Annotated in this window: 12 protein-coding genes; all 12 read left to right on the top strand. The window is 36.0% G+C overall.

The window, feature by feature from the left end; translation table 11 throughout:
* Positions 1-36 precede the first annotated feature (36 nt).
* The 12 genes from argC (at position 37) to N1F78_RS03990 (ending at position 12,137) form a co-directional block, all read left to right on the top strand.
* The gene (gene argC, locus N1F78_RS04045) at positions 37-1,014 is read left to right on the top strand and encodes an N-acetyl-gamma-glutamyl-phosphate reductase (RefSeq protein WP_406684905.1); all 978 of its coding nucleotides are present in this window, start codon (positions 37-39) and stop codon (positions 1,012-1,014) included.
* An 11-nt stretch (positions 1,015-1,025) separates the two neighbouring features.
* The gene (gene proC / locus N1F78_RS04040; protein WP_406684904.1) at positions 1,026-1,820 is read left to right on the top strand and encodes a pyrroline-5-carboxylate reductase; all 795 of its coding nucleotides are present in this window, start codon (positions 1,026-1,028) and stop codon (positions 1,818-1,820) included.
* A 2-nt stretch (positions 1,821-1,822) separates the two neighbouring features.
* Positions 1,823-2,971 carry an aspartate aminotransferase family protein gene (locus N1F78_RS04035; protein WP_406684903.1) on the top strand — a complete coding sequence of 383 codons (1,149 nt, stop codon included), beginning with the start codon at positions 1,823-1,825 and terminating at the stop codon, positions 2,969-2,971.
* Between the two features lie 6 nt (positions 2,972-2,977).
* Positions 2,978-4,171 carry a glutamate-5-semialdehyde dehydrogenase gene (locus tag N1F78_RS04030; RefSeq protein ID WP_406684902.1) on the top strand — a complete coding sequence of 398 codons (1,194 nt, stop codon included), beginning with the start codon at positions 2,978-2,980 and terminating at the stop codon, positions 4,169-4,171.
* 72 nt (positions 4,172-4,243) lie between these two features.
* Positions 4,244-5,008, top strand: coding sequence for a glutamate 5-kinase (gene proB, locus N1F78_RS04025; protein WP_406685661.1), 765 nt, complete (start codon positions 4,244-4,246; stop codon positions 5,006-5,008).
* A gap of 7 nt (positions 5,009-5,015) precedes the next feature.
* Positions 5,016-5,954, top strand: a complete 939-nt coding sequence (locus tag N1F78_RS04020; protein ID WP_406684901.1) for an N-acetylornithine carbamoyltransferase — start codon at positions 5,016-5,018, stop codon at positions 5,952-5,954.
* Positions 5,947-6,729 carry an acetylglutamate kinase gene (gene argB, locus N1F78_RS04015; protein ID WP_406684900.1) on the top strand — a complete coding sequence of 261 codons (783 nt, stop codon included), beginning with the start codon at positions 5,947-5,949 and terminating at the stop codon, positions 6,727-6,729. The genes N1F78_RS04020 and argB overlap by 8 nt, the downstream gene beginning before the upstream one ends.
* Complete coding sequence (locus N1F78_RS04010; RefSeq protein ID WP_406684899.1) at positions 6,726-7,790, top strand: M20 family metallo-hydrolase; 1,065 nt, start codon at positions 6,726-6,728, stop codon at positions 7,788-7,790. Before argB ends, N1F78_RS04010 begins: the two co-directional genes overlap by 4 nt.
* Before the next feature lie 121 nt (positions 7,791-7,911).
* Positions 7,912-9,186: an argininosuccinate lyase gene (gene argH, locus N1F78_RS04005; RefSeq protein WP_406684898.1), complete on the top strand. Its 1,275-nt coding sequence runs from the start codon at positions 7,912-7,914 to the stop codon at positions 9,184-9,186.
* Positions 9,187-9,333: 147 nt separating this feature from the next.
* The gene (locus N1F78_RS04000; protein WP_406684897.1) at positions 9,334-10,434 is read left to right on the top strand and encodes an NAD(P) transhydrogenase subunit alpha; all 1,101 of its coding nucleotides are present in this window, start codon (positions 9,334-9,336) and stop codon (positions 10,432-10,434) included.
* Positions 10,435-10,440: 6 nt separating this feature from the next.
* Positions 10,441-10,749, top strand: coding sequence for an NAD(P) transhydrogenase subunit alpha (locus tag N1F78_RS03995; protein WP_406684896.1), 309 nt, complete (start codon positions 10,441-10,443; stop codon positions 10,747-10,749).
* Positions 10,749-12,137, top strand: coding sequence for an NAD(P)(+) transhydrogenase (Re/Si-specific) subunit beta (locus N1F78_RS03990; protein WP_406684895.1), 1,389 nt, complete (start codon positions 10,749-10,751; stop codon positions 12,135-12,137). The genes N1F78_RS03995 and N1F78_RS03990 overlap by 1 nt, the downstream gene beginning before the upstream one ends.
* Positions 12,138-12,176: the final 39 nt, after the last annotated feature.

The following is a 12,176-nucleotide window of genomic DNA, read 5'->3' as shown; positions in this document are numbered from 1 at the left end:
TTTATTAACTCATTACGATATAAAAAAATAAAAGAAATGATTAAGGTTGGAATAATTGGAGGTGCTGGTTATACTGCAGGAGAATTAATAAGATTATTAATTAATCACCCTCAAGTAGAAATAGACTTTGTTTTTAGTACCAGTAATGGGGGAAATCAGATAAGTAAAGTACACCAAGATATGGTGGGGTCTTTAGATAAAACGTTTACTGATACGGTGAATCCTAATGTTGATGTTTTGTTCTTATGTTTAGGACATGGTAATTCTGTAAAATTCTTAAAAGCTAATTCCTTCTCTGATAATACAAAAATTATTGATTTAGGAAACGACTTTAGACTAGAAACCGATAAAGTATTCAATGGAAAAACTTTTGTGTACGGATTACCAGAGTTGCAAAAAGAAGCTATTGAAAGTGCAAATTATATAGCTAATCCAGGTTGTTTCGCCACAGCAATCCAATTAGGGTTGTTACCATTAGCGGATTCGGGTTTACTTAATCAAGATGTGCATATTAATGCTGTAACAGGAGCTACTGGAGCGGGTACGTCATTATCGGCTACCACCCATTACACCTGGAGAGATAATAATTTTTCTTATTATAAACCATTTACGCATCAACATTTAGGAGAGATAAATCAGTCGGTTAAGCAATTACAAAATAATTTTGATTCAGATATTCTTTTTATGCCTAATAGAGGAAACTTCTCTAGAGGAATATTTGCAACCATTTATACTGATTTTGAAGGAACGGTAGAGGATGCAAAAGAAATTTATAAATCATATTACAAGGATGCGGCTTTCACTTTTGTAAGTGATGATAATTTGCATTTAAAGCAAGCGGTGAATACTAACAAGTGTTTAATTCATTTGCATAAGCATAATGGTAAATTATTGGTGACTAGTATAATTGATAATTTATTGAAAGGAGCCTCAGGGCAAGCCATTCAAAATATGAATTTAATGTTAGGGTTGGAAGAAACCACTGGGTTGAATTTAAAAGCTACTTATTTTTAAAAGAAAAAAACATGAAAATAGCTATAATAGGAACTGGAAATTTAGGAAGTTCAATTGCAAAAGGTTTAATCAAAAATAAAACGTTTACCTCTTTATATTTGAGCGACAAGAATACCTCTGCGGTTTCTCAGTTTGAAGAAGAAGAATATGTAACCATAACCAATTATAATAAAGAAGCGGTTATGAATTCTGATTTGGTGATTTTTGCATTACAACCAAGACATGTTGAAGCTGTTTTAAAAGAAGTGGCTTCAGAAATTACCAAAAAACATTTGATTATGTCGGTAGCTGCAGGATTCGCTATTTCAAAAATTGAAAGTGTTATTGGAGCAGATAAACATATCATTCGAGTGATGCCAAATACGGCTATTTCCATTGGAAAATCAATGACCTGTTTGTCAGCAAATGAAATTGGCGAAGAGAAAATTGAATTGGCACAAAAAGTATTTAACCAATTGGGAACTACTATGGTAATTCCTGAAGAACAGATTCAAGCAGCAACAGTAATTTGTGCTAGTGGAATTGCTTTTTGGATGCGTTTGGTACGCGCTACAACGCAAGGAGCTATCCAATTAGGGTTTGAAGCTGAAGAGGCTCATGAGTTAGCATTACACACTTGTTACGGAGCGGCTAGTTTATTGAAAGAATCAGGTAGACACCCTGAAGCAGAAATTGATAGGGTAACTACACCAAGTGGTTGCACTATTGAAGGATTGAATGAAATGGAGCACCAAGGGTTAAGTTCATCTTTAATCAAAGGGATTAACGCTTCATTCGAAAAGATTAATCAAATTAAAAAGAGTTAAAAATGCCATTATTTGACGTTTATCCATTATATGATGTTACACCGGTTTCAGGAAAAGGAATTCATGTTTATGATGACCAGGGAACCGAGTATTTAGACCTTTACGGAGGGCATGCCGTTATTTCTATTGGGCATGCGCACCCAAATTATGTAAAGGCCATTACAGATCAGGTGAATGCCTTAGGGTTTTATTCAAATGCCATTCAGAACCCTTTGCAAAAGGATTTAGCAAGTAAGTTAGAGCAGCTTTCTGGCTGTGAAGATTACCAATTATTTTTGGTGAATTCAGGAGCTGAAGCTAATGAAAACGCTCTAAAATTAGCTTCTTTTAAAACAGGAAAGAAACGTGTGGTATCTTTCAAAAAAGGTTTTCACGGGCGTACATCTGCGGCGGTTGCGGCAACTGATAATCCAAATATCGTAGCGCCTATAAATGCGCAACAAGAGGTAACCATTTTAGAATTAAATGATGTTGAGGCTGTAAAAACCGAATTAGAAAAAGGAGATGTTTGTGCGGTTATTATTGAGTTCATTCAAGGTATTGGTGGTTTAGATGAAGCTAATGGAGAATTCTTTGAACATGTAGATGCTTTATGTAAAGCCAATAATACTATGTTTATTGCAGATGAAATTCAATGTGGTTATGCACGTTCAGGTAGATTCTTTGCTTTTCAGAATTATGATGTAACACCAGATATTATTTCCTTAGCTAAAGGAATGGGGAATGGATTCCCAATAGGTGGGATTTTAGTTCACCCAGATATTGAGGCGAAGTATGGTATGCTTGGAACCACTTTTGGTGGAAACCATTTAGCTTGTGCAGCAGGTTTGGCAGTTTTAAATACTATTGAATCAGAGAACCTATTAGATAATGTAAAGGAATTAGGAGCTTACTTTGTTGAGAAGGCCAAAGAGATTCCTCAAATTAAAGAGGTTAAAGGAAGAGGATTAATGCTTGGACTTGAATTTGATTTTGAAGTAGGAGGTCTTAGAAAGGAATTAATTTATAATCATAAGGTGTTTACCGGTGGGGCAGCAAATAAAAAGCTATTAAGGATTTTGCCTCCCCTAAATATTGAAAAGGTTCATGTAGACCAATTTTTTGATATTCTAAAAGTTGCTTTAAAAGAAATAGAACAAACAGTTAGCTAGAGAGAGATGAACACACTATTATCCATAGAAACAAGAAATGCAGTTTTGCTTAAAATGGCGGTGCTTTTAGAGCAGGAGCGACAGGCAATAATCGATATTAATAAAGTAGATTTAGAATCTTACAACGGTGATGACATCTCTATGTATGACCGTTTGAAAGTAGATGATTCTAAAGTAGATGAAATGATTAATGCCGTTACACATTTGGCTTCTCAAGAAGACCCGGTTGGCGTAGAGCGTTTCAGTTTCAAACATGATAACGGCATGCAGGTTTACAACAAAACAGCATCGTTTGGTACTGTATTGATTATTTATGAATCTAGACCAGATGTAACGGTTGAAGCTGCTGGTATTGCCTTTAAATCTGGTAACAAAATATTATTGAAAGGTGGTAAAGAGTCGTTACGTTCCAACTTAAAAATCGTGGAATTATGGCACCAAGCTCTAAAAGAAGAAGGTGCTTCAACTAATTGGGTGGAGTATTTGCAATATAACCGAATTGAAACTCAGGCCTTTTTAGAAAAACCAACGCAGAGCGTTGATTTAATTGTGCCTCGTGGCGGGGAACGTTTAATTGCTTTTGTAAAACAGCACGCAACTTGCCCTGTGATTATTAGCGGACGTGGTAACAATTTTGTGTATGTACACAAAGAAGCTGATTTTGATGTGGCTTTAGATGTAATTATGAACGGGAAGTCGAAAATTTCGGCTTGTAACGCCGTAGATAAAGTCTTGATAGATGTAAATCTTCCAAACAAAGAGGGGTTTGTGCAAGAGTTAATTTCGAAATTAAAAGCCTCTAAAATTGAAGTTTTAGGAGATGCTAATATTTCAAAAGTACATAACCTTGAAAGCATTACATCTGATGATATATGGTACGAAGAGTTTTTAGATTATAAAATACTAATTGGAGAAATAGCATCTAATCAGGAAACTATTGCCATGATTAATAAATACTCTGGTGGGCATTCATCGTCAATAATAACGACTAATGAGGCTGAAGCAAAAACCTTTATGGAAAATGTAGATACGGCGGCAGTTTACCATAACGCTTCTACTAGATTTACAGACGGAGGACAATTAGGTTTAGGTGGTGAGTTAGCAATTAGCACAGATAAATTACACCAACGCGGACCTATTGGCCTGCAACATTTGGTGACCAATAAATGGTACGTTCACGGAAACGGACAAATACGTTAAATAAATTGGTGTTCGAGTGTCACACTGAGCGCAGTCGAAGTGCAGAGTCAAAGACACTGGTAAATGAATAGAATGGGAAAAAAGAAACGCATATTACTAAAAGTAGGGTCTAATACCTTAACCAAAGAAACTGATAATATTTCCAGAGGAAAGATTGAAGATATAGCAAATCAAATTGCAAAACTTCAAGATACCTGTGAGTTTATCATCGTGAGTTCGGGAGCAATTGCTGTGGCAAAACAGTTTGTGAAGTTAGAAAGTAAGCGCAAACCCATTTTTGTAAAGCAAGCCTTAGCTTCTATTGGGCAACCGCATTTGATTAGAATTTATCAAGAGATTTTTAGAGAATATGGGTTATTAAGTTCGCAATGTTTGTTGTCGTATTCAGATTTTGAAAAGGAGGAAAGTAAAGTGAATATCACAAATACCATTAACGTACTGGTGAATAACAATTACATTCCAATTATCAATGAAAACGATACTGTGGCTACCGATGAAATTAAATTCGGAGATAATGACAAACTAGGAGCTCTAACCGCATCTTTAATTGATGCTGATTTATTTGTTATTGCTACTAATACAAATGGTATATATACCAAAACCTCAATGGAGAATGGAACACCAAAAACCATTGAAGAGGTTACTGATTTTAAAGAATTAGCAGAGGAAGTAGTAAGTTCTAAATCCTCACATGGTAGTGGTGGTATGCAAAGTAAGATTGAAGCTGCTGAGGTAACTAAAAAAGTGAATATAGAAACATGGATTGTAAACGGCTTAGAGGATAATTTTATTCTAAATGCTATGGAGAATCATGTGCCGTTTACCAAGATAAAATAAGAGAAAGATGAAACATTATACTTCCATAAATGATATTGATAACATCAACGATTGGATTGAGGAAGCAAAAGAATTAAAAGCGAATCCGTTAAATAATATAGACTTAGGAAAAGATAAAACTTTAGGGTTGTTATTCTTTAATTCTAGTTTACGTACGCGTTTAAGTACACAAAAGGCGGCTTTGAATTTAGGGATGAATCCCATCGTGATGAATGTTTCGGGTGATGCATGGGGATTAGAGTTTGAAGATGGTACGGTGATGAACGGAAATACAGCCGAACATATAAAAGAAGCTGCTGCTGTAGTATCTCAATATTGCGATGTAATTGCGGTGAGAGCATTTCCAACCTTGACTGATAAAGAAAAGGATGAAAATGAGCAGGTGATGAATGCCTTTATGGAGCATGCGTCTGTGCCAATTGTGAATATGGAAAGTGCTACCGGTCATCCACTACAAGGGTTGACAGATGCTTTGACGATTTCAGAATTCAAAAAGGTTTCTAAACCTAAGGTGGTATTAAGTTGGGCACCACATATTAAACCATTACCACATGCTGTGGCAAACAGTTTTACCCAAGCCATGCAAAAAATGGATGTGGAGTTTGTAATTGCAAACCCCGAAGGTTATGATTTAAATCCTGAAATAACTGGAGATACTCCTATTTACCATAACCAAGAAGAAGCATTCAAAGATGCCGATTTTGTATACACCAAAAACTGGAGCTCTTATGAAGATTACGGGAAAGTTGTTAATACTGACCCTGATTGGATGATAACAAAAGAAAAAATAGGTGATGCTAAGTTTATGCACTGTTTACCTGTAAGACGTAATGTTGTGGTTGAAGATGCTGTATTAGATAGTGATAGTTCTATTGTAATAGAGCAGGCTAATAACAGAACCTATGCAGCGCAATTAGTCCTTAAAAAATTGTTAGAAAATGGCTAAAGAAAAATTATCCATAGTAAAAATTGGAGGGAATGTTATTGAAGACAAAGATGCTTTAAAAATATTTCTAGAAAACTTTTCTAATCTTGAAGGAAAGAAGATATTAGTTCATGGTGGTGGAAAACGTGCTACGAGTGTAGCTGCCAAATTGGGTATTGAATCTAAGATGGTAAACGGTAGACGTATTACAGATGCTGATACACTTGAGGTGATTACTATGGTTTATGGCGGATTGGTAAACAAAAACATCGTTGCGAAACTTCAAGCTTTAAATGTGGAAGCCATAGGGTTGACAGGTGCCGATTTAAACAGTATTAAATCAGATAAAAGACCTGTAAAAGAGATTGATTTCGGTTTTGTAGGAGATGTGAAAAAAGTTGCTCATCAATCTATAGATAAACTAATTCAGGCGGATTTTACTCCCATATTTTGTGCAATCACACATGATGGTAACGGACAATTATTAAACACAAATGCTGATACCATAGCTTCTGAATTAGCTGTAGGTCTTTCAGAACTTTATAAAATTGAATTGACTTATTGTTTTGAGAAAAACGGCGTATTGATGTCGGTAGATAATAATGATTCGGTTATTGAATATATGGACTCAGGAACTTATCAAACATTGAAAGGTGATGGTGTATTCCATGACGGGATGCTTCCAAAGTTAGAGAATTGTTTTAATGCATTAGAACAAGGGGTATCTCGAGTGATTATCGGAAATCCATCTGTAATAAGTAATAAAGAACAAAAGTTTACCACTTTATATTTATGATACAGCAATTAACATCAGAGGCTATTGCTCTTTTAAAGCAGTTGATTGAAACCCAATCGTTTTCTTCTGAAGAGGACCAAACGGCGGCTCATATTGAAGATTGGTTTAAGCGTAATGATATTGATTATAAAAGGACACAGAACAATATTTGGGCAGTCAATAAACATTTTGAAGAAGGGAAGCCAACCTTGTTGCTCAATTCACATCATGATACGGTAAGGCCTAATTCTGCTTACACAAAAGACCCTTTTAAGGCGATTGTTGAAGATGGTAAATTATATGGTTTAGGAAGTAATGATGCGGGAGGTTGTTTGGTAAGTTTAATAGCAACATTTACATATTATTATAATCACGAAAACCTAAAATATAATCTGGTAATTGTGGCTTCAGCTGAAGAAGAGAGTAGTGGTCCAAAAGGATTGAACAGTATGTTGTCTGTGATTCCTGAGGTTGATGTGGCTATTGTAGGTGAGCCTACCTTAATGAATTTGGCAGTTGCCGAAAAAGGATTGGTTGTATTTGATGCTGTATTAACAGGAACACCTAGTCATGCAGCGCATCCAAACGATGATAATGTAATTTATAAATCTATTGAGACCATAAAATGGTTCAAAGATTTTAAGTTTGAAAAAGGTTCTGAGGCTTTAGGAGATGTAAAATTAACGGTGAGCCAGATTAGTGCTGGAAAGCAACATAATGCAGTACCAGCTGATTTAAGTTTGGTTATCGATGTTAGGGTAAACGATGCTTATAGCAATGCGGAAATTGCCGAAATATTGCAAAAAGAAGCTCCTGTAACAAGCATTACACCGCGTAGTTTAAGATTGAATTCATCTTGTATTCCAACGGACCACGATTTGGTAAAAGCTGGTGTAGCCATGGGAAGAACCACTTATGGGTCTCCAACATTGTCAGACCAAGCAGTATTGTCCTGTCCAAGTTTAAAATTGGGTCCAGGAGACAGTACAAGATCACATTCGGCAGATGAATTTATTTATTTAAACGAAATAGAAGAAGGCATAAAAATATATGTGGAATTGTTGAATCGGGTAATCGTTTAAACGAATCAACACATAAACAGACAAACGGATTGTCACCCTGAGCGCAGTCGAAGGGTCTCAAAAAAGTTAGAAAATACAAAATGGATTCCCGCCTCCGCGGTAATGACAAAAAAAGATAATAATGAAACTCTGGGACAAAGGCATATCAATAGATAATAAAATAGAGCAGTTTACGGTAGGTAACGATCGGGAAATTGACATCCATATAGCAAAGTACGATGTTATAGCATCCAAAGCACATGCAAAAATGTTGCATAGTATAGGCATCCTTTCGGCTGAAGAATTAGAAAAGCTTTTAGGAGGGCTAGATAAATTGGCTTCGCAGATTGAAGAAGGTACCTTTGTTATTGATGAGCAGTTTGAAGACGTGCACTCAAAAATTGAGTTTGAATTAACCAAATCTCTTGGAGAGGTTGGTAAAAAGATACACACAGCACGTTCTAGAAACGACCAAGTTTTAGTGGCTTGTCACCTTTATTATAAAGAGAACTTACAGTTAATTCAGTCGAAAACTAAGGCGCTTTTCGATACGCTTTTAGATTTAGCAGAGACCTATAAGGATAAATTATTGCCTGGTTATACGCATTTGCAGGTGGCAATGCCGTCATCGTTTGGGTTGTGGTTTTCAGCCTATGCCGAATTGATGATTGACGATGTGTATCTATTAAATGCTGCGTTAAAAACTGTGGACCAAAACCCCTTAGGGTCTGCAGCAGGTTATGGAAGTTCATTTCCCATAGATAGAGAATTGACTACAAAGGAAATGGAATTCTCAACTTTAAAATATAACGTTGTTGCTGCTCAAATGGGGCGAGGTAAAAATGAACGGACTATTTCTGCTGCTTTAGGAAGTTTAGCAAATACACTTTCAAGGTTTGCAATGGATGTTTGTTTGTATATGAGTCAGAATTTTGGGTTTGTAACTTTCCCGGATGAGCTAACTACAGGAAGTAGTATTATGCCTCATAAAAAGAATCCAGATGTATTTGAATTAATAAGAGGGAAAAGCAACAAGATTCAGGCACTTCAAAGTGAAATGGTTTTAATTACTAATAATTTGCCTAGTGGCTATCATAGAGATTTTCAATTGTTGAAGGAGAACATGATTGCGGCTTTTGAGGAGTTAAAGGATATTCTTGATATTTTCAATTATGCTATTCAACAAGTGATTGTTAAGGACATAGATTTGAATGATGATAAATATAAATACCTGTTCACTGTAGACAACATTAATACGCTTGTGGTTGAGGGGCAGAGCTTTAGAGAGGCGTATCAAAAAATAGGAGGGCAAGTGCAAGATGGAACTTATGTTCCGGATACATCTAAACAGCATACGCACGTTGGAAGTATTCATAATTTGAGTTTAGATAAAATTAAAGCAAAGTTTCCTGATTGAAAATAGTACTTGTATTGGTTTTGTTGAGTTGAATATCTCAATGTTAAAAGGTAAACACAAAGGGTGTATAGTTTTTGTTAAGTCTTATTTTCAGTTTTAAACTTTATAACAAACTATTTTAGCAATTTAAAAAACTAACTAATAAATATGAAAATTGGAATTTTAAAGGAATCTCAAAAAGGTGAAAAACGAGTCGCTCTTTCTCCTTTTATCACTAAAAAATTGGTGGAAAAAGGCTTCGAGATTTATTCGGAGAATGGCGCAGGGGTAAGTTCCCTTTATAAGGATTCCGATTATGAAGAAGCAGGAGCTTCCATTACGTCGCGCGAAGGCGTTTTTGAATCGGCCCAAGTGCTTGTTAAAATTAATCCGTTTGATGAAGCCGATTTAAAATTAGTGCAACGCCGTCATATTTTAATGAGTCAGTTGTATCACAAATCAAGCCCAGAATTAATCAAAGCTATTTCAGATAAAGGGGCTACAGCATTTTCTATGGATGCAATGCCGCGTATTTCTAGGGCTCAGGATATGGATGTTTTGAGTTCGCAAAACAACTTAGCGGGTTATAAAGCCGTTATTTTAGGAGCTTATGAAATGACAAAAATTTTCCCTTTAATGATGACTGCAGCAGGGACAATTACACCATCAAGAGTGTTAATTTATGGTGTTGGTGTTGCTGGTTTACAGGCTATAGCAACAGCAAAACGTCTGGGTGCAGTTGTAGAGGCAACAGACATTAGATCTGAAACCAAGGAGCAAGCAGAATCTTTAGGAGCTAAATTTATTTCAGTAGAAAATAGTGGCGAGGATTCTGAAGGAGGATATGCAAAAGAAGCATCTGAGGATTATGTTAAAAGACAAAAAGAAGCTGTAAATGAATCCTTATTCAAGGCAGATTTGGTTATTACCACGGCCAATGTGCCGGGAAGAAAAGCACCAGTTTTAATTACCGAAGAACAAGTTAAGCAGATGAAAAATGGTGCTGTAATCATTGATTTGGCAGCTGCACAAGGCGGGAATTGTGAGGTTAGTAAACTTAATGAAAAGGTGATTGTTAACGGCGTTAAGGTTATTGGAACCACCGTAGCACCAGAGAGTGTATCTACCAATGCCAGTGAGCTATATGCTAAGAACATATACAACTTCATTATGCATTTAACAGAAGACTTGAATTTTAAATGGGATTTAGAGGAAGAGATAACCGATGAAACCCTGATCGTTCAGGACGGGGTTCAACGTAAAAACTAACTAAACATGGAAAACTTAATAGAATTTATAACAAACAATTTGCAGATTGTTTACATCATAATTTTAGCAACCTTTGTTGGGGTAGAGCTAATTAAAAGTATCCCAGCTGTATTGCATACACCATTAATGTCTGGTGCAAATGCCTTAAGTGGGGTAGTAATAGTTGGAGCTATATTGGTTATGTTACATTCAGACCCAACAGATTATCTGGCTTTATCATTAGGATTTGTAGCTGTGGTCTTAGGAATCTTAAATGTTGTTGGTGGTTTTGCAGTTACCAACAGAATGTTAGAAATGTTTAAAAAGAAGAAATAATGAGTGTAACATTAAGTATAATATATCTAATTGCCACGGTAACCTTCGTATTTGGTTTAAAGCGATTAGGACACCCAGATACGGCCAAGTCAGGAAATTTAATTGCCGCTGGCGGAATGGGGTTAGCCATTGTTGGTACCATTTTTATTCACGATTTGGAAGTGCCAACCATCATTTATGTATTAATAGGAATTGCCATTTTAGTAGGAGCCATTATTGGTTGGCTTATCGCTATAAAGGTAGAAATGACCAAAATGCCAGAATTAGTATCCTTATTTAACGGTTTTGGTGGTGCCAGTGCTGCCTTAATTGGGATAGTTGAATTTGGTAATGCCAATATTTCTGCTACCAGTGCTTCTATTGTAGCAACTATTTTAGCCGCTATTATCATTGGAGCCATCACCTTTTCTGGAAGTTTAATGGCTTACGGAAAGCTAAACGGTTCAGTGAAAAGTGTGATTAAGATACCTCAATATAACATTATCAATAATATCTTTATTCTTGGTTTAATTGCTTTGGCAGCTTATATGGTTGCAACAGGTATTGATAGTAGTGTTTTATTATATGGTTTAGTAGCTGGTGGATTGGTTTACGGAATCTTATTCGTAATGCCTATTGGTGGCGCAGATATGCCAGTAGTAATTTCATTATTGAACTCCTTAACAGGTATTGCAGCAGCTATTACAGGTGTGTTGTATGATAATATGGTAATGCTGGTTGGAGGTATTTTGGTTGGTTCTGCTGGAATTATATTAACCGTGGCTATGTGCGTAGCTATGAACAGAACATTGGTGTCTGTTATTTTTGGTTCGTTTACTGCAGCTGGAGGTCCTGAAGGTGCAAATAAAACTATGGGCTCTATTAAGAGTACTACTGCCAGTGATACAGCTATTATGATGAACTATGCAGCCAACGTGATTATTGTACCTGGGTATGGATTAGCAGTAGCACAAGCTCAACATGTGATTCATGAATTGGAGGAACTATTAACCGGTAAAGGGGTGAATGTAAAGTATGCTATTCATCCTGTAGCAGGACGAATGCCAGGGCACATGAACGTATTGTTGGCAGAATCTAATGTAGAGTATGATATGCTAGTGGAGATGGATGATATTAACCCGCAGTTTAATAATGCAGATGTAGTATTGGTTGTTGGGGCAAATGATGTTGTTAACCCAGCAGCTCATAATGATCCTTCAAGTCCAATTTACGGTATGCCAATATTAGATGTGGAGAATTCCAAACATATTGTAGTAAACAAACGTAGTATGAATGTAGGGTATGCTGGTATTGACAACGAATTGTTCTACAATGCCAAAACGGCTATGTTATTTGGTGATGCTAAGAAGGTATTGACTGATTTAGTTGCTGAGTTGAAGAATATGTAAGCTGAAAATAAATATTGATTTAAAAGCTCTTTTCATAAT

This window comes from Seonamhaeicola sp. MEBiC01930, assembly GCF_045277075.1.
Lineage (GTDB): Bacteria > Bacteroidota > Bacteroidia > Flavobacteriales > Flavobacteriaceae > Seonamhaeicola.
The sequence above is the reverse complement of the archived record's forward strand: the minus strand, read 5'-3'. Positions and strand labels throughout refer to the sequence as shown.

Excerpts from the sequence above, each read along its gene's own strand:
- N1F78_RS04030 (WP_406684902.1), top strand. The coding sequence starts at position 2,978 with ATGAACACACTATTATCCATAGAAACAAGAAATGCAGTTTTGCTTAAA.
- N1F78_RS03990 (WP_406684895.1), top strand. The coding sequence starts at position 10,749 with ATGAGTGTAACATTAAGTATAATATATCTAATTGCCACGGTAACCTTC.
- proC (WP_406684904.1), top strand. The coding sequence starts at position 1,026 with ATGAAAATAGCTATAATAGGAACTGGAAATTTAGGAAGTTCAATTGCA.
- N1F78_RS04020 (WP_406684901.1), top strand. The coding sequence starts at position 5,016 with ATGAAACATTATACTTCCATAAATGATATTGATAACATCAACGATTGG.
- argB (WP_406684900.1), top strand. The coding sequence starts at position 5,947 with ATGGCTAAAGAAAAATTATCCATAGTAAAAATTGGAGGGAATGTTATT.
- N1F78_RS04010 (WP_406684899.1), top strand. The coding sequence starts at position 6,726 with ATGATACAGCAATTAACATCAGAGGCTATTGCTCTTTTAAAGCAGTTG.
- argH (WP_406684898.1), top strand. The coding sequence starts at position 7,912 with ATGAAACTCTGGGACAAAGGCATATCAATAGATAATAAAATAGAGCAG.
- N1F78_RS04035 (WP_406684903.1), top strand. The coding sequence starts at position 1,823 with ATGCCATTATTTGACGTTTATCCATTATATGATGTTACACCGGTTTCA.
- N1F78_RS04000 (WP_406684897.1), top strand. The coding sequence starts at position 9,334 with ATGAAAATTGGAATTTTAAAGGAATCTCAAAAAGGTGAAAAACGAGTC.
- proB (WP_406685661.1), top strand. The coding sequence starts at position 4,244 with ATGGGAAAAAAGAAACGCATATTACTAAAAGTAGGGTCTAATACCTTA.
- N1F78_RS03995 (WP_406684896.1), top strand. The coding sequence starts at position 10,441 with ATGGAAAACTTAATAGAATTTATAACAAACAATTTGCAGATTGTTTAC.
- argC (WP_406684905.1), top strand. The coding sequence starts at position 37 with ATGATTAAGGTTGGAATAATTGGAGGTGCTGGTTATACTGCAGGAGAA.